Here is a 16,905-nt window from a genome sequence, read left to right on the forward strand (position 1 = left end):
GTTAATTGAGTCCGGTAGAAGATATTACGCTGAAAAAGTCGCCGCTTATTTCAATTTAGCAACAAAGGTTTTCCTAAACTTAGCTAATTTAGGTGATACCACGGCTTGGCAATATTGATTTTCTGGATTATTTTTAAAGTAATTTTGATGATAATCTTCTCCACAATAAAAGGTAACCGCTGGACTAACTTCGGTGACAATAGAATCATCAAATAGCTGCTCTTGATTGATTTCTTCAATGATAGCTAAAGCAATTTTTTGTTGTAGAGCATCATGGGTGAAAACTTCAGAACGGTATTGTGTTCCGATGTCATTTCCTTGTCGATTTAACTGCGTTGGATTGTGCAAACTGAAAAATATCTCTAATATTTCCCTATAGCTAATCACTTCACTATCAAACTCTAGCTGTACTACTTCAGCATGACCACTGCTACCAGTACAAACCTCTTCATACGTTGGCGCTGTACTCTGCCCGCCCATATAACCAGGCTTCGCAGTAATAATACCCTTAACCATATTAAGCGCACTTTCAATACACCAAAAACAGCCTCCGGCTAAAGTCGCTGTTTGTACCGCTTTATCGTTGCGTTGATCTGTCATTATATCCACTGCCTTAATCATTGTTTCTTTTATGATTTATCACAGCCTTTTTTGTCGTGAAATAGGCTAAGATATCATCGTTAATTTATCTATACCCAAGCCATTTGAAGCTGCGTTATTGATTTCGACAATAGAATAACTATTCTCTTCAATCAATGCCTTGCCTAAAGGTTTTTCTAATTCCAGCTGAAACCTGCATATTCAGGTAGCTTGGGTATATACCATTATTATTATACTCATATTTAGCCAGTAAGAAATATATGCCACAATTTTTCAAAAGAACGAGTAAAATACAAGCAATTATTGCCTTGCGTAGCATTGCTATCGCGATTCAATTATTGTTGATTCTCTTCGTCAATTTGGGCTTAGCGTACGAGTTACCATGGACGCCATTGGTAAGTGTTATCAGTTTAGAAGTTCTTTTTACTTTCGGTAGTTATCTTTATTATAGCCGTAATCATTTAAGTGAAAAGAAGGCCAGCCAAAAAGCAATTTTAGTACAAATATGTGCTGATATTATTTTCCTTTCTCTATTACTATTCTTTAGTGGCGGAGCAACCAATGCTTTTGTTTCTTTATTACTCATTCCTATCGCGATAGCCGCGGTCACTTTAACGCCATTATTACTAACGGTAGTTGCCTTCCTTGCCATTGCTTCTTATAGCATTTTACTATGGTCATTACCCATGAGTGTTATGCACGGTAATATGCAAGGTCACTTTATTGGCATGGGTATCAACTTTTTATTTTCAGCACTCGTAGTTGCTATTGTTGTGGGTAAAATGGCACGTAGTATTAATCAACAAGAACTTGCTATTGCGGCCTATCGTGAAAATTTATTGAAACAAGAGCAAGTCACCTCTTTAGGTGTTGCTTCCGCTCAGGTAACCCACCAGTTGGCGACGCCTATAGCCACAGTGCAACTGCTGGCTGATGAATTAAGTGAAGATTTTCCTGACAACGAAATAGTGCTTGATATGCAAAGCCAACTCACTCGTTGTAGAGACAGCTTATCTGAATTTCGTGCTATGGTTTTCGATATTAAAGAACAGGTGATTAAAGCCATTAATTGCCAAGATTTATTTGATGAAATAACCGATAATGTCCGAGTCAATAATCCAGAAGTCAGCTTACAATTACAAAAAAATAGTGATGAACACGCTAAAGATGTCACTATTGATGCTGACGCTGCTTTGCTACCTGCTATTCTCAATTTAATTAATAATGCAATCAGAGCGAGTAAGGCCAATAACAGCAATGCACTTAGCCTCACTTGTCAAACGATTGAGAATAACTGGCAATTTACTATTCGTGATTATGGCAAAGGGTTTACTTTAAAGAAACTGAATGAGCTAGGAGTAAAACCAGTCAATAGCGATCAAGGTTTTGGCATGGCCGTTTTTCTTAGTCACGCTAGCTTAGAACGCCTTGGTGGTAAATTAGCTTTAACAAACCATCAAGAGGGCGGTGCACTAGTTACTTTAAGTCTACCAATTTCATCATTAACTTCAGGAAATGATTATGCCTAATTCAGCAATAGCGACCGTGCCATCTAAACTATTAATCGTTGAAGATGATGTTATTTTTGCCAACACTCTTAATAGACGTTTGACTAAACACGGTTTTGATTGTGTTCAAGTAGATAATAACAATGATGCGTTACTCGCATGCCATCGCCACACACCTGATTATATTTTGCTAGATATGAAACTGGCCGAAGAAAATACCTTATCAATCATCACACCATTACGTAAATTACGTCCCGATAGTCGCATTGTGCTACTTACTGGTTTTGCTAGCATTGCTACCGCAGTTGACGCAATAAAATTAGGTGCCGATGATTATCTATCTAAACCCGTAGATAGCCAAACACTGCTCGCGACGCTTAAAGGTAGCAAAGCAGAAACCATAGAAGTTGATTCCAAAAACGAACAAACTTTATCTGCGGAGCAAGTTGAATGGCAACATATTCAACAGGTATTGAAAGCTAACCAGGGGAACATTTCGGCCACGGCTAGACAGCTTTCAATGCACAGAAGAACCTTACAACGTAAGTTACAAAAGCGACCTCAATCGACTTAGGTTGTGAACTTAATCCGTGTTAAAAGTTATAGGCTAGATGCTGATGAAACCTAACCATCATTTCTTCTTTAGTCGGGTCTATTTCAAGTTCTACTGCCATTAACTGTATTGCTTGCTCTATTTGATTTAAAAATCGACCAAAGCCATGGCTACTATTATTTTCAGGTGTTGCGACAAAGACTAACTGAACATTATCAGTCAGCTCAGCTGCATTCCATTTACTCACAATACCGCATGGACTTTGCTCAGGGTTATACCCTAACATTTGCAACTCACCCACTCTAGATACGATCTCATGAATACTGTATCTAACAATAGGTACTAGCCCATTGGCAATCAACGCACCATTGTTTAGATTATAGCGCTTTGCCGCCATAGTAAAAACATCCGTTAGATACATATACAAAGGGTTGTAAGGATCTTTAGAATTACTATCGATTTCTACTTGTTGCAATAACTCATTACTGATATTCAAGGTAACAACAGCATAATTCATGGCACTATGGTAACTTGGTACCGTCACTTTTTGGCTAGCATAGCGTTTATTAATCTCACGCAATTTATGCGCTTGAGTAATGGTGCAACCTTTATTCTTAGCAAACAGATCGTAAGTCAAATGTTGATGATCTCGCAAACGCACATCGCTTTTATCGAGTTTAATTTTTTCACAAAATTTTTCCACCACTTGGCTGATTTTACTATGAAAATTAGCAGCATTAACTCTAATTTCATTACCCGTTGCTAAAAAGAGTAAACACACTTTCTTCGCTCTTTTACTCCCATCAAAAAACGATTTTTTAAGATGATGGCTCTCAGGGTTGTAATAAAATAAAATTTGCTGATTAGTTTGCCATTGATGCATTTCTTGGCTGTACCTTACGCGCGCGAGTTTGTCATTGGCTATAAACTGACAATTCTCTAGCTCTATTTCTTCAGTCAATTCAAAAAACAATGCCGATAATTGCTGATAAAAATCATAATATGGCTGTGGCTTTAAATCGCTGTATTTTCCTGAAAATTGCTGAAACAGTTCATCGGTCAAGGTAAACTCGGCTAGAATATATTGATTATCGCGCACATTACCAGGTAAGTAAGCTTTGTGAGCGGCACTTCGTTTTCTAATAATTGACATGTTCATCCCTAACGTTGTTAACCTTTTAAGTTAAGCACAGTATAATGAGCAAGAATGAAGCTTTTGTGACGTAAAGATGTCACTAATATGACAAGCATTTACCCGTAAAAGGACCTAATTTGTTAAACGATCAACAAGCCCTGATTGAAGCTATTAATCAAACGATGCCTTTTGGTAAATATGCTGGTAGAAAATTATTACAATTACCTGAACCGTATCTGGTTTGGTTTCATAGCAAAGGTTTTCCTGAAGGAAAATTAGGACAACAATTAGCCTTGATGTATGAAGTGAAGCTCAATGGTTTAGAAACCATGCTGCAACCTTTATTACGTACGTAACCTGAACTCTGCTTAATAAATATTTCTCTAGCCGCCATTTTTACTAACTTCTTTGTTAAATCCACTTGCAATAGGCCAGCTATTGACGCGTAAATTTGCCTCGAATTAAGAAAAAATATCAAGCTAGATATATTGAAATTATTTACGTCATATAATTCATGAGCTTAACTATCACTTAAACAGAGTTCAGCTTACTTAATAACTTAAAATACAGATTGTTTCTCAAATAATTTTTTTTAACGGCTCCTAGTCAATAGTAAAAACCTTTTTTAGAGTAATTTTGTCTATCAAGTTAGCTCTTTATTATCTATCGCAATAACGTTTTATCATGATGCGCAGCTAACAAATTGTTTTGCCAAGGCAAACTTTCATGATAAAAATTTGCCTACCATTTTTCCTTACTTTATCTTTTTCTCTCCTCTTTAAAATTACATTTTTTCACTTGCATCACTACAAAAAATCCTCTTAAATGACTCGTCGATTGATGAAATTTCATACTACTTTCAGATAAGATAGAATTCGATAGTCGACCACTCTGTAGTCTTAAGTAATAAATTCTCTCAGGTAAACGAGGGACACTAAATTTGTTTATTAATTGATTTGTCAAATAATTACGAAATTTTTATAAGGTGGAATAAATGAAAAGACAAAAAAGGGATAAATTAGGTAGAGCGCATTCTAACGGATATCAGGCTGGCCTTGGCGGCAAAACTAAGGAGCAGTGTCCTTATCAAAATATTGATGCTAAATCGCAATGGCTTGGTGGTTGGCGAGACGCCATAAGTGATAGAAATTTGGGGTTATTTAAATAGAAATCAACTGAAGACTTTATCCCCGAATCTTAACGATTGGGGATAAATATTATCAATAAACTGAGCTATAGCAAGCGGATTAATTAAATCACTCGAGAAAAACGTTGCTGATTAACATGCTTTTTCATGTAAGCATCAAAGCTCATACAAATGATACGAATTAATAAGCGGGCTTTTTGCTCTACCTTAATATGTTGAGCATTATTTTCTACTAAACCATCGTCAATAAAGGTATTTAATAATGGTAAGTCTTCAGCAAAATATTCATCAAAATCAATATTGTATTTTTCACTAATGACTTGTTTATCTAAATACAAGTTACACATCAATTCTTGAATAACTTCACCACGTAAAATGTCGTCTTCAGATAAGCTTACGCCTTTGATTTGGGCATGCTGTTTTTCTGTTATTGCTTGGTAATATTCTTTCAAATCTTTTATATTCTGGCTAAAACTATTACCAATAGAGCTAATTGATGATACGCCTAAGCCTAATAAGTCACAGCCACCTTTAGTAGTGTATCCTTGGAAGTTACGATGCAAGGTACCATCACTTTGCGCTATCGCTAATTCATCATTTGGTTTAGCAAAATGATCCATACCGATAAAGTCATAACCAAAGTCACAAAGCGTTTCTATGGCTAATTTCATCAAGGCAAACTTTTCTTGTGTACTAGGTAACCATTCATCACGTAATTTACGCTGTGCGGCAAAACGGCTTGGTATATGGGCGTAACTAAATAGAGAGATACGGTCAACATCCCACTCATGGGCTTTTACTAACGTTTTAGTGAAATTCTCAAGCGTTTGATGCGGTAAGCCATAAATAAGATCAATATTAATAGATTTAAAGCCAACCTCTTTGGCGTGCTGAATAAAGTCACCAATGAACTCTGTTGACTGCACACGATTAATAGCTTGTTGTACTTTTAAATCAAGATCTTGCACACCTAAACTTAAGCGATTGAAACCTAAAGAATATAAATGCTCAGCTAAGTCCATCTCAATTTCACGAGGATCAATTTCAATACTCATTTCTAGTTCATCCGAGAAATTAAATTTCTCTTTTAATAAAGAAACAAGTTGAGTAATTTGCGGGTGAGTTAAAAAGCTGGGTGTACCACCGCCCCAATGCAGTTGCTTAACGGTATACTCTTCAAACAAGGGTGCCTGTAGTGCTATTTCTTGCGCTAAATATTCAAGGTAAGTATCTGCTTTTCCACGATGACGAGTAATAACTTTATTACAACCACAGTAATAACAAAGTGTATGACAAAATGGGATATGCACATAAAGTGACAATTCACGGTTTTGCGAGTTTTCTATCGCTTTGATAAAGTCCTCATGTTTAAAATTATCATGAAACTCTAACGCTGTTGGATAAGAGGTGTATCTTGGTCCGCTGGTGTTATATTTATTTAATAGCGCATTATCGAAGAATTGACTTACTTTCATATTTTCATACCGTTTTATTTAGTGAACGAAAATATTATAGCCTTTTATAATTTGTACGCATTGATCAAGCGCAACAACAGACCTTAATAAGATCTGTTATTGAAATGAAGGCCTACTGTTGGCGCTAAGGAGTTAAAAGAGTAATTTGCTCAGTAGTGAATTGAAAAAGCTTATCCAAATCAATCACAACCTCGTCATGCCTTTTATTTAACGCTGTTATACGTTGATAATCTTCACGCATACGCTCTTTTTTCGTTAGCGTTTTACGTGCATCTAGAATTGAAAGGCTTTTAATTTCTTCATATAAGCCAAAGATACCCGGAAATTTATCAGACATTTCCGTCAATGTTTTCAATGAAGACAACAATACCGACAAACGCCAGCATCCTTCATCAAATTCACATTGCTCTTCCTGCATAGCACGTGTAATTAATAACACACTATCAAGTACTTTTTTATCGTGCTTATTAAGCGCTAGCTCTTGTGCCTGTTTTGCTTGTGCTTGTTGTTCTTTTTGCCGCGCTACTTGTTTTAATAACTTACCTGCATAAAATGCTAAGGCAAGTACAATAATAACGCCAAACAACAAAGCATAAAGCCAAAAATCACTCATTGATGTTACTCTTTCTCTTCAAAATCTGAAAAGTTAGGGCGATCTAGTTTATCCCATAAGTCATCTTCGCTATCACTGATGTTAGATTCATCACTTGCGTCTTCATCTTCATCTAGACCCAATTCTGCAGATAATGCTTGATGACGTTCCATTTTCTCATTGTAGTAGTCAACTTCTTGCTCTGTTAAAGCAATATCGTCTTCTTGTTTAGCTAAAATACTTTGTAACAACTCATCTTGCTCAATAGCATCAAGCTCTTGTTCAGCAGACAATTCAACCTTCGTATTCTCAACAACAGTATTTTCAACAAAACGCACAGCCGCGATAGGTGCTGATTTCTGGCTGTCTTGTTTCGCTTTTGCTTGCTTAGATTTTTCTGCTTTAGCTTTTTCGGCTTTAGTAATTATTTTACCTAAAACAATCGGCGTTTTATTACCAAGGCGCGGATCTTTATTGCCCCCTTGCTGATTATTATCAGTTTGCTCTGGCATTGCTTCTTTTTGACGATTTCCCGCCACCTTACCCGTTGTTTTACGGGTACGCTTCTCAACTTTTTCTAATTCTTGCTTACTTAACTTAGGTTTAGCTGTCGGTGCTCCACCTGGTTTTCTAGATTTTTTTGAACGAGACATAGATACAGTTACTTTTTTACTAATAATGTCAGCTATTTTACGTTATTAATGGCTTAAAAACCTTAAAAAGCAGAAAAAAGACACAAAAAAAGCGCCAATTGGCGCTTTTTTATGTCTCATTAACTTAAAGACGAATTTTAATCTTTGGGTGAGTATTGATTTCTCCCCCTTTAGAGATCACAGCGATATTATCATTACAGCTTAGTACTGCCACATGAGTATCGTGAACGTCTCTTATAAAGCTAAGCTTATAGCCAAATTGCGCTAAGCTACTGGCAGCAAATTTTTGCGCCAATGTTAAACTTTCCCAAAGTTTATCTGTATCGCCCAACACTTCTTGCCGGCGCTCCAACAGATCTTCTCTTTGCATTGCTGCAGCCATAATTTCCCCTCCCTAGACCAATTATGATTTAGATAAGTTTTTATTTATTATTATTAGTATTAGTATTAGTATTAGTATTAATACTATTTTGAATGAAATTTAACCTACTTTACATGTAACATCAATAGCGATTACACTGTTACCTTAAATTAGTTGGTTTATAACCACATAGTCTTTGATATATAAGGTAAAAAATGACACGTGTATTAGATGAATTATCAGCGTTATTAAAACTAGAAGTCATTGAACAAGGCATCTATCGAGGACAAAGCCAAGATTTAGGTTATAAAGCTCTCTTTGGTGGTCAAGTTATGGGCCAAGCACTTTCGGCGGCTCAAGAAACAATTGCCGCTAATCGCTTTGTTCATTCGCTACATTCTTATTTTTTACGCCCTGGTGACGCTAGCTTACCCGTTGTTTATGAAGTAGAAGTCATTCGTGATGGTTCGAGTTTTAGTACCCGTAGAGTGCAAGCGGTGCAAAATGGTAAAGCCATCTTTTATATGACCGCATCTTTTCAACATGCTGAAACAGGCTTTGATCACCAAGATACCATGCCTACTGTAGCGGCTCCCGAAGATCTTCCCTCATTTACCGATTATATAAAAGCCAACCAAGACTATATACCTAAGTCATTACGCGAAAAGTTTTTAGCTGAAAAGCCTATTGATGTTCGTCCTGTTCAACAATATAACTGGTTGCAACCAAAGCCTACAGATTCTGTAAGCCAAATGTGGATAAAGGCCAATGGCGATTTACCTGATGATTTAGGTATACACACCTATATGTTAGCTTACACGTCAGATTTTCATTTTTTACCAACAGCATTACTGCCTCATGGCGCCAGTCATTGGCAACCAAACTTCCAAATTGCCACCATAGATCACGCTATGTGGTTTCATCGCCCATTTCGCTTTGATGATTGGTTACTTTATTGTATGGATAGTCCGTCTGCGAGTAATGGTCGCGGGCTAGTGCGAGGTCAAATATATAATCGTCAGGGAGAGTTAGTCGCGTCTACCATGCAGGAAGGTGTAATTAGGCAACGCTAGCGATAGCTATTAGTCATATGGTTATAAATTTATAGCCATATGACTTTTTAGATTACTTAGTTTGCAGTCAAGTTAATGACAGCTATTTAGCACCTGTTCTTTTTTCTAATGCTTTACGTTTTTCAACCGCTAGAGAAGTAACTCTCGCTTTTAATACCGGCTCTAAACCTAACATAAAATACACTTCAGCCATTAAAAATAATGGTCCGATTAGAAACTGGCTCAAATCATCAACAAAAGCCGGTTTGGCTTTTTCATAATAATGACCAATAAACTGAATAATCCAACCAACAACGAATAAACCTAGTGCGATATAAATCAAACCTGCTGTGCCACTCAATAATTGCGCAATAAACAAGTTAATTAAAATGTATATCAGCATGCCCAATGCCAATAAACGATGCAAAAAAATATAATAAATAGCGACAACAGAAAAAATAGGCATTGCTAAGGTATAGTGCAAAGTCACTTGAGCACTAAAAACATCATCCAGGGTTATTTCAAAGGCAATAGTACTCAACATCAGTGTTACGGCTAACACTATCAAAGGGACGCCAACAAAATGGGTGTTGATGTTTTTCTGATTCAAATGCACACTTTTATAACGCGCTAGTTGCTCTTCAATTGACTTCATTTAAGTACTCTATGTTATGAATTCTGTTGCCAGTCATGTCCACTAGGATGTTGAAAAACACGCAAATCAAACTGTGGTGCTATGGCAAAAAGGTGATCAAAGATATCAGCTTGGATTGTCTCGTAAGCAAGCCAATCAGTGGTGTTAGCAAAACAGTAAATTTCCAATGGCAAGCCAGTTTGCGTGGCGGTTAACTGCCTCACCATACACGTAAGATCATTACGAATATGACTATTTTGTTGTAAGTACTTGGTAATATAAGCTCGAAAAGTTCCTATGTTAGTCAGTTGTCGACTATTTAAAGAAGTAAACGATTGGGTGATCTCACCGCTGTTGTGGCCGTGTTCGCTCTGTGCCAGCTCTTGCTTTTTATCACTAAGGTAATCTTGTAATAAATACGCATTAGTCAGTTGGTTTATTTTTTCAGCACTACAGAAATCAATACTAGCAATATCAATAATAATGGTACGCTTAATCCGTCGTGCGCCGGTATGATACATATTGCGCCAGTTTTTAAAGGAATCACTAATCAGCGCGTAAGTAGGTACTGTGGTAATGGTTTTATCAAAATTTTCTATTTTCACCGTACTTAGACCTATTTCTAGCACATCGCCATCGGCACCATATTTGGGTAACTCAACCCAGTCGCCAGCAACAACCATTCTATTCGCTGATATTTGAATACTAGCAACCAAACCTTTAATGGTGTCTTGAAAAACTAACAAGAGTACCGCGGTCAAAGCACCTAAACCACTTAATAGATAAACCGGTGAGCGGTCAATGATAAGCGAAATAATGATAATACTGGTCACTAAATATAAAGCTAATTTAATGATTTGAATAATAGCGCTTAACGGTAAAAACCGTTGCTTGGCACTTTCTTTATAGATGCTTCGACTGACATTAAGTAAGGCGCTAATACAACGTGAAATTTGAAAAGTAAGTAACACTTTACTCAATAAAATGAGTAAAGTACTGGCAATACTGGTGGTTTCTAAGATAAGTGGCGTTAAGAAGAGCATTAATACTAGCGGTAGTAGTAAAGCCATTCGACTGAGCACGCCATGCTCCATCAATGCATCATCCCAGGTATTTTTACTATTAATAATGATCTTATTCATCAAACCTAAGACTTGATGTTTCGCAATATAATAACTTAGGCTAGAAATCAACAAAATCATACCAATACCGACAGCAGTTGCGCTACTGGCTAAATATTTCGAGCTGATACCTTGCTCACTCAACCAAATACTGATCAGTTCATTCATACACTTCTCCTGTCATCTTATTGGTGAGGGGCTTAGCTCAGGGACATTCCGCATTTAAAATTAGTCATCACGTTGGGCATTATATTGCTGTCTCATGTTCTCAAGTCTTGCATCTTTATCATGCCAAAATTGCGTTAACCATTTTTGAAAAGCAATTCTATCATTTCGATCTGAAAAATTGATATGACCTAACTCACTAGCAATATCGAAGGTCTGGATATCAATGTGTACCTTCTCCACCTCTCCGTAGATAAAATCACTGAAATTTGGAATTCCATCGGGATAATAGATAGTAACGTCAACTATTTTGGTCAAATGCTCACCCATTGCATCTAATACAAAAGAGATACCACCTGACTTTGGCTTCAACATATGTTGAAAAGGAGAACCTTGCTTATCATGCTTTTTTTGAGTAAAACGCGTACCTTCAATAAAATTCATCACACTAACTGGTTTGTGTTTGAACTTAGCACATGCTTTTCGAGTTGTTGCTAAGTCTTTACCACGTAGATGAGGATTCTTCTTCAAGAAAGCTTGGCTATATCGTTTCATAAAAGGAAAATCGAGAGCCCACCAAGCCAGTCCTAATAGGGGGACATAAATAAGTTCTTTTTTTAGGAAGAATTTTAAAAAGGGAATATTGCCGTGTAAAGCTCGTTGTAAAACGACAATATCAACCCAACTTTGATGATTTGCTAACACCAAATACCAATCATTAATTTTAAGCGCTTCTAAACCTGTCACCACGATATTTGTTTTAGTAAATAACTTTTGAATTATGCTATTTGTTGCCACCCAATTACTGGCCATTAAATCAAGTAAGTAACTAAATATTTTTTTGGAGAAAGTTAATGGAATTAACGCTTTAAACAGGGAAAAAACTAAAATAGGTAACAGCCAAAATATGGTATTAAGGATATAAAGGGAAAAGGATATAAAACCGATCAATTTGGCTGGTAAGAAATTTAGCATATCTTGATAATAACTAATAATAATAGATAAGTAACACGGATAACGTCATTTAATCATGATTTAGCTAATAATTAAATTTTTTTATTGCTCCTCTATCAAGCAATTCATTTTAAAATCACACTATTCGTTAAATAATCGTTAAATTATCTTTTTGGGTAAAAAGTGATCTCTTTTTTTTTATCATCCAATAATATCGCTGTTTATCTGAATATAAGGGTGTAAAACACATGGTTACCTGCAAATACTTTATAAAACGATTGAAAATAGACTTTTTAGTATTTTCTAATAGTGAATAATTACCTTTAATAATTGAGTTTTTAATCAGTTTCAAGCATACTAAACAAGCTTAATAATAGGAGATAAAATGAACTTTAATAGAGCTGTAATCAAAGTAGGTAGTGCCTTAGTTGCACCGACTAGCGATGGTTGTAGTGGCCAATACATCTTAGCAATTGCACAATTCATTACCAAATGCCAACAGCAAGGTAAGGAAATTATTTTAGTTTCATCTGGCGGTGTGGCAGCTGGCCGTACTATCATTCAACATGGCTCACCAAAGCTCTCGCTTTCCACTAAAAAAGCCATGGCAAGCGTTGGTCAGATGCAAATGATGGCTAATTGGCAGCGTTTTTTTGATATCCCTTGTAGCCAGATACTCATCACTCAAAATGATTTAGCCGATAGAGAACGCTTTATCAGCATTCAAGAAACAATAAAAATTCAATTAGCCAATGGTGTACTACCTATCGTTAATGAGAATGATACCGTCACCACAAAAGCACTCGCTATCGGCGATAATGACAATATTGCCGCGTTAGTTGCCCAGGCATGTGAAGCAGACAGTTTATTCATATTAAGTGATATTGATGGTGTATTTACCAAAGACCCAAATATCCATGACGATGCCGTATTAATCCCTAATATCGATAAGATTACCGATGAAATTTATGCCATGGCTGGCACAAGTCGTAATCCTTTAGCGAGCGGAGGCATGAAAACCAAAATACAAGCCGCTGAAAAAGCCGTTGAACACGGCATAAACACCTATATAGTCAACGGCTCGAAAAGTGAGGTATTTAGCTCACTTTTAGCAAAAGTTAATCCAGGCACTCGTTTTGCCGCAGATAAAGATATTATTACCGCTAAAAAGCACTGGCTTAAACACACATTAAAAAGTCGAGGTAAAATTAAACTCGACCCCGGTGCAGTTAATGCGGTTGTGAACAAAGGTGCTTCTTTATTACCTTCTGGTATAAAATCAGTGACTAATAGATTTAAAGCAGGTGATGCAATCGATCTAGTTGATGCAAGCAATAATGCGGTGATCGCCAAAGGAATTACTTTATATAGTCACTATGACTTAAAAAGAATTATGGGCAAACACAGTAATGATATCACCGATATTTTAGGCCATGACCAAGGCGATGTTGTGGTTCACCGTGATGATATGGTTATATTATAATTAAGCTATAGCAAGCAGATTAAAATAACTTAAACAATTTTCGACAAGAGTAGCAAAATGACTGATTTTAATATCGCCACTATGGCACAAAAGGCTAAACAAGCTAGCAGAGTGGCTGCACAACTTAACAGTAGTGAAAAAAATGCGCTATTAAATGACATTGCCACAGCGATTGAAAATAATAGTGATGCTATTATCCAAGAAAATAGTAAAGACATTGCAGCAGGTCGAGAAAAAGGCTTGTCGCAAGCGATGTTGGACCGATTAGTGCTCACGGATAAAGGCATTAAGGACATGAGTTCTGCTATCCGTGAGATTGTTGCTTTAACAGATCCTGTTGGAGATGTTGATAAACTATCATTACGCCCGAATGGCATTCAAGTCGGTAAAATGCGCATCCCTCTTGGCGTCATAGCCATGATTTATGAAGCGCGCCCCAATGTTACAGCAGAAGCCGCCGCCTTATGTATTAAATCGGGTAATGCCGTGATCCTACGTGGTGGCTCAGAAGCAATTCATTCCAACTTAGCTATCGCTCACTGCTTACATCAAGTATTAACGACTCATAATGTTGATGAACATATTGTTTGTGTTATTCCTGATACTAGCCGCAGTGTTATTGAGCAACTATTACAGCAAAGCGACACGATTGACCTAGTCATTCCACGTGGCGGTGAAGGTTTGATCCGCTATGTTAGTGAAAATAGCCGTATCCCTGTTATCCAACACTATAAGGGCGTATGTCATTTATACATTGATAAATACGCAGACTTAGATAAAGCGGTCAACATTTTAGTCAATGGTAAAACCCAGAAGCCAAGTGCGTGTAATGCCTTTGAAACCGTTTTGGTACATAGTGATATTAGTGCAAAGTTCTTACCATTAGCGGCTAAAGCACTGAATGATGCAGCACAAGTGAAAGTTCATGCGTGTAAGAATAGTATTGGTTTTTTCCCTAATGCTGAGTTGGCAACTAATGAAGATTACCAAGCGGAGTATTTAGCGCAAGAAATTGCTGTAAAGGTTGTCAGTAGCTTTGATACAGCAATTGGTCATATCAATGAATTTACCTCTGATCATACTGAAGTCATTATTAGCCAAGACATTTCACGCAGTCAAAAATTCATTCGTCAAATAAACTCCTCAGTAGTGATGGTGAATGCCTCTTCACGCTTCTCTGATGGTAACCAATTAGGCTTAGGCTCGGAAATAGGCATATCTACCAGTAAGCTACATGCCTATGGCCCAATGGGCCTAGAAGCGTTAACCACTGAGAAATTTGTTGTTTTTGGTGATGGTCAAATTCGTCAATAAGCGATAAGGCTTATATCTGGTAGATAATTAACAAAAAAACCTAAAATTCATCAGAATTTTAGGTTTTTTTATTCCAATCAGACTAATTTATTAATCCTTTTTGGTATTAGCTAAAGTTTAATGAACGCGTCGAGCATTTGGTTTTTGTTTCACTATACTCAATGCTAACCGGTCAGACCATTGCCCGTCATGTTTAGCCTGACAAGCTTGTTCACTATCAAAGCGAACGCTTTTTTTAATGTTTTTAACCACAACTCCTACTTTTAATAATTGCTTTTGGATAGTCGAAATCATTGTTTCATCATGTTGCAACGCCTTCATTGCGTCAATTTCTTCATCGGTATTAAATACACAGGTAATCACTAAACTAGCGGGGAAATTAGTGTAATTGGCTCTATGGGTTAACCAAACAAACCCCGCCACTTCATGCAAAGATGACTCACACGCTATCGTTAACGCTTTACATACATTATTATCAATTTTTTGATTCGTTTTGCTTAATTTCATCTTCATCATTATACCAATTCAATTTTATCTATTTTAACTGCGGCTAAAAGGGAAAACAATAAAACCATTGGTGTTAAATCTCACAGCGTCTTCTTATACCTACTAAAAAAGTAGAATTCAGTCACTAATGCTTGTGATTTTCTTAGTTACTGAGTATGCTACGCGACCTTTTTTCTCACAGGCATTCTCGTAGGTATTAATGATGATAGGTTTTGATTACGGTACATCCAACTGTGGTGTCGCCACTATGCGTAACGGCCAACCCCACATTATTCCGTTATTAGGTAATGAATCATACATTGCTTCAAACCTATATGCTCCAAGCCGTGATGTGATCGCCAATTGGCTTTCTCAACAGTTGGATAGTCCGCAACAAGCAAACTTCATCGCGGAGAGAAAAGCTCAGCTACAAAAAGGTCAAGCGGCGCTGCGAGAGTTAAAATTTGACGGTATTTCCAGTGAGTTACTCTTTGGTAAGTCTGCCTTAGCTCAATACCTTGAAGACCCTGAAGAAGGCTATTACATCAAATCACCTAAGTCATTTCTGGGTGCTAGTGGTTTAGCGACGGCACAAATTCAGTTTTTTGAAGATATTGTTGCTTGTATGATGAGTAATGTAAAAAATCTCACTGAACAAGCACTGCAAAAAGAAGTGACACAAACGGTTATAGGTCGACCTATTAACTTCCAAGGTTTACATGGCGAAGAAAGCAACCGACAAGCCATCAGCGTATTAACTAATGCGGCAAAACGCGTTGGTTTTAAAGACGTTGAGTTTCAGTATGAACCTGTTGCTGCTGGTTTTGAGTTCGAAAGCTCATTAACAAAAGAAACACGGGTATTAGTTGTTGATATTGGTGGCGGAACGAGTGATTGTTCAATGCTACTGATGAGCCCAGATTTCACTGACAACGACAATCGTAATGATCATCTGCTCGCTCATACCGGTGTTCGTGTAGCAGGTAATGACTTTGATATTCAATTAGCCCTTCAAGGCATCATGCCAAGCTTTGGTATGAATAGTTTATTAAAGACAGGTAAACCGATGCCAACCAGTAGTTTTTATCAAGCGCTAGCCATTAATAACATTAATGAGCAAACAGAGTTTTATAGCGCCAAGAATAGACGAAACTTGGTTCAATTATCTCGTGATGCCAAAGAAACAGCTATAATCGAGCGCTTGGTGGCAGTGCACGACCACAAACTTAGTTATCAATTAGTCAATGCAGCTGAACAAGCAAAAATCGCGCTAACAGAGCAAAGTAAGCAAACAATCGACTTAAGTGATGTTACTGATGGACTTTGTGCTGAAGTGACCAAAGAAACGTTGCGCTCAGCCAATAAACGTACCTTAGAAAGCATTGCTAATATAATGCAATCAGCGGTACAACAAGCCCAGTGTCAACCCGATGTGATTTTTGTTACTGGTGGGACCGCAAAGTCTCCTGTATTGAGTGAGTTTTTACAGCAACAAATGCCTAATGTTCCGATTGTTGTTGGTGATCATTTTGGTAGCGTTACGTCAGGTTTAGCGCGTTGGGCTGAGAAAATATATCAATAATTGCTCTAACCTTTCGTTTGTTTGTTTGTTGATAATTAAACGTAAGTAGATTGAGTAAATTAAGGTACAAAAAAACGACGCGGATGCGTC

18 protein-coding genes are annotated in these 16,905 nt (G+C 37.1%); 8 read left to right on the forward strand and 10 right to left on the reverse strand.

Annotated elements, in window-relative coordinates:
- Positions 1-45: 45 nt before the first annotated feature.
- Positions 46-600: a peptide-methionine (S)-S-oxide reductase MsrA gene (gene msrA, locus CPS_RS21680; protein WP_011045536.1), complete on the reverse strand. Its 555-nt coding sequence runs from the start codon at positions 598-600 to the stop codon at positions 46-48.
- Between the two features lie 260 nt (positions 601-860).
- Between msrA and CPS_RS21685 the strand changes: the two genes are divergently transcribed.
- Positions 861-2,129 (forward strand): sensor histidine kinase, encoded by a 1,269-nt coding sequence (locus CPS_RS21685; RefSeq protein WP_011045537.1) that lies wholly within the window; start codon positions 861-863, stop codon positions 2,127-2,129.
- Complete coding sequence (locus CPS_RS21690; RefSeq protein ID WP_011045538.1) at positions 2,122-2,682, forward strand: response regulator transcription factor; 561 nt, start codon at positions 2,122-2,124, stop codon at positions 2,680-2,682. Before CPS_RS21685 ends, CPS_RS21690 begins: the two co-directional genes overlap by 8 nt.
- A 19-nt stretch (positions 2,683-2,701) precedes the next feature.
- On the opposite strand, the gene CPS_RS21695 is transcribed toward CPS_RS21690, so the two are convergent.
- The gene (locus CPS_RS21695; protein ID WP_011045539.1) at positions 2,702-3,814 is read right to left on the reverse strand and encodes a DUF3083 family protein; all 1,113 of its coding nucleotides are present in this window, start codon (positions 3,812-3,814) and stop codon (positions 2,702-2,704) included.
- Between the two features lie 119 nt (positions 3,815-3,933).
- Here CPS_RS21695 and CPS_RS21700 point away from each other — a divergent pair, with 119 nt between their 5' ends.
- Positions 3,934-4,152: a DUF3820 family protein gene (locus tag CPS_RS21700; RefSeq protein ID WP_011045540.1), complete on the forward strand. Its 219-nt coding sequence runs from the start codon at positions 3,934-3,936 to the stop codon at positions 4,150-4,152.
- Between the two features lie 638 nt (positions 4,153-4,790).
- A complete protein-coding gene (rmf, locus tag CPS_RS21705) occupies positions 4,791-4,964 on the forward strand; it encodes a ribosome modulation factor (protein WP_011045541.1) in 174 nt (57 codons plus the stop codon).
- An 83-nt stretch (positions 4,965-5,047) separates the two neighbouring features.
- Here the strand turns inward: rmf and hemN are convergent, their stop codons facing one another.
- The 4 genes from hemN to CPS_RS21725 all read right to left on the reverse strand — a co-directional run bounded on the left by hemN (position 5,048) and on the right by CPS_RS21725 (position 8,045).
- Positions 5,048-6,418 (reverse strand): oxygen-independent coproporphyrinogen III oxidase, encoded by a 1,371-nt coding sequence (gene hemN, locus CPS_RS21710; protein ID WP_011045542.1) that lies wholly within the window; start codon positions 6,416-6,418, stop codon positions 5,048-5,050.
- 124 nt (positions 6,419-6,542) lie between these two features.
- Positions 6,543-7,031, reverse strand: a complete 489-nt coding sequence (locus CPS_RS21715; protein WP_011045543.1) for a DUF2489 domain-containing protein — start codon at positions 7,029-7,031, stop codon at positions 6,543-6,545.
- Between the two features lie 5 nt (positions 7,032-7,036).
- Entirely contained in the window at positions 7,037-7,663 is a 627-nt protein-coding gene (gene yihI, locus CPS_RS21720) for a Der GTPase-activating protein YihI (RefSeq protein ID WP_011045544.1), read from the reverse strand.
- A 124-nt stretch (positions 7,664-7,787) separates the two neighbouring features.
- Entirely contained in the window at positions 7,788-8,045 is a 258-nt protein-coding gene (locus CPS_RS21725) for a hypothetical protein (RefSeq protein WP_011045545.1), read from the reverse strand.
- A 194-nt stretch (positions 8,046-8,239) separates the two neighbouring features.
- Here CPS_RS21725 and tesB point away from each other — a divergent pair, with 194 nt between their 5' ends.
- Complete coding sequence (tesB, locus tag CPS_RS21730) at positions 8,240-9,097, forward strand: acyl-CoA thioesterase II (RefSeq protein WP_011045546.1); 858 nt, start codon at positions 8,240-8,242, stop codon at positions 9,095-9,097.
- 82 nt (positions 9,098-9,179) lie between these two features.
- Here tesB and CPS_RS21735 read toward each other — a convergent pair whose 3' ends face one another.
- From CPS_RS21735 to CPS_RS21745, 3 genes are read right to left on the reverse strand one after another with little or no spacing between them, the layout of a single operon-like run.
- Positions 9,180-9,731 (reverse strand): DUF962 domain-containing protein, encoded by a 552-nt coding sequence (locus CPS_RS21735; RefSeq protein WP_011045547.1) that lies wholly within the window; start codon positions 9,729-9,731, stop codon positions 9,180-9,182.
- Positions 9,732-9,745: 14 nt separating this feature from the next.
- Entirely contained in the window at positions 9,746-10,999 is a 1,254-nt protein-coding gene (locus CPS_RS21740) for a mechanosensitive ion channel family protein (protein ID WP_011045548.1), read from the reverse strand.
- A gap of 60 nt (positions 11,000-11,059) precedes the next feature.
- Positions 11,060-11,971 (reverse strand): acyltransferase, encoded by a 912-nt coding sequence (locus CPS_RS21745; RefSeq protein WP_011045549.1) that lies wholly within the window; start codon positions 11,969-11,971, stop codon positions 11,060-11,062.
- A gap of 364 nt (positions 11,972-12,335) precedes the next feature.
- Between CPS_RS21745 and proB the strand changes: the two genes are divergently transcribed.
- Both proB and CPS_RS21755 read left to right on the forward strand, forming a co-directional pair.
- A complete protein-coding gene (proB, locus tag CPS_RS21750) occupies positions 12,336-13,433 on the forward strand; it encodes a glutamate 5-kinase (protein WP_011045551.1) in 1,098 nt (365 codons plus the stop codon).
- A gap of 57 nt (positions 13,434-13,490) precedes the next feature.
- Positions 13,491-14,747 carry a glutamate-5-semialdehyde dehydrogenase gene (locus CPS_RS21755; RefSeq protein WP_011045552.1) on the forward strand — a complete coding sequence of 419 codons (1,257 nt, stop codon included), beginning with the start codon at positions 13,491-13,493 and terminating at the stop codon, positions 14,745-14,747.
- Positions 14,748-14,864: 117 nt separating this feature from the next.
- Here CPS_RS21755 and CPS_RS21760 read toward each other — a convergent pair whose 3' ends face one another.
- Positions 14,865-15,254, reverse strand: coding sequence for a hypothetical protein (locus tag CPS_RS21760; protein WP_041738212.1), 390 nt, complete (start codon positions 15,252-15,254; stop codon positions 14,865-14,867).
- Between the two features lie 199 nt (positions 15,255-15,453).
- On the opposite strand from CPS_RS21760, the gene yegD reads away from it, so the two are divergent.
- A complete protein-coding gene (yegD, locus tag CPS_RS21765; RefSeq protein WP_041737178.1) occupies positions 15,454-16,815 on the forward strand; it encodes a molecular chaperone in 1,362 nt (453 codons plus the stop codon).
- Positions 16,816-16,905: the final 90 nt, after the last annotated feature.

This window comes from Colwellia psychrerythraea 34H, assembly GCF_000012325.1.
Lineage (GTDB): Bacteria > Pseudomonadota > Gammaproteobacteria > Enterobacterales > Alteromonadaceae > Colwellia > Colwellia psychrerythraea_A.

Coding starts and splice junctions, on each gene's coding strand:
- yihI (WP_011045544.1), bottom strand. CDS start 7,663: ATGTCTCGTTCAAAAAAATCTAGAAAACCAGGTGGAGCACCGACAGCT.
- rmf (WP_011045541.1), top strand. CDS start 4,791: ATGAAAAGACAAAAAAGGGATAAATTAGGTAGAGCGCATTCTAACGGA.
- msrA (WP_011045536.1), bottom strand. CDS start 600: ATGACAGATCAACGCAACGATAAAGCGGTACAAACAGCGACTTTAGCC.
- CPS_RS21745 (WP_011045549.1), bottom strand. CDS start 11,971: ATGCTAAATTTCTTACCAGCCAAATTGATCGGTTTTATATCCTTTTCC.
- hemN (WP_011045542.1), bottom strand. CDS start 6,418: ATGAAAGTAAGTCAATTCTTCGATAATGCGCTATTAAATAAATATAAC.
- CPS_RS21695 (WP_011045539.1), bottom strand. CDS start 3,814: ATGTCAATTATTAGAAAACGAAGTGCCGCTCACAAAGCTTACTTACCT.
- CPS_RS21760 (WP_041738212.1), bottom strand. CDS start 15,254: ATGAAATTAAGCAAAACGAATCAAAAAATTGATAATAATGTATGTAAA.
- CPS_RS21685 (WP_011045537.1), top strand. CDS start 861: ATGCCACAATTTTTCAAAAGAACGAGTAAAATACAAGCAATTATTGCC.
- CPS_RS21735 (WP_011045547.1), bottom strand. CDS start 9,731: ATGAAGTCAATTGAAGAGCAACTAGCGCGTTATAAAAGTGTGCATTTG.
- CPS_RS21715 (WP_011045543.1), bottom strand. CDS start 7,031: ATGAGTGATTTTTGGCTTTATGCTTTGTTGTTTGGCGTTATTATTGTA.
- CPS_RS21755 (WP_011045552.1), top strand. CDS start 13,491: ATGACTGATTTTAATATCGCCACTATGGCACAAAAGGCTAAACAAGCT.
- CPS_RS21725 (WP_011045545.1), bottom strand. CDS start 8,045: ATGGCTGCAGCAATGCAAAGAGAAGATCTGTTGGAGCGCCGGCAAGAA.
- tesB (WP_011045546.1), top strand. CDS start 8,240: ATGACACGTGTATTAGATGAATTATCAGCGTTATTAAAACTAGAAGTC.
- yegD (WP_041737178.1), top strand. CDS start 15,454: ATGATGATAGGTTTTGATTACGGTACATCCAACTGTGGTGTCGCCACT.
- CPS_RS21690 (WP_011045538.1), top strand. CDS start 2,122: ATGCCTAATTCAGCAATAGCGACCGTGCCATCTAAACTATTAATCGTT.
- CPS_RS21740 (WP_011045548.1), bottom strand. CDS start 10,999: ATGAATGAACTGATCAGTATTTGGTTGAGTGAGCAAGGTATCAGCTCG.
- proB (WP_011045551.1), top strand. CDS start 12,336: ATGAACTTTAATAGAGCTGTAATCAAAGTAGGTAGTGCCTTAGTTGCA.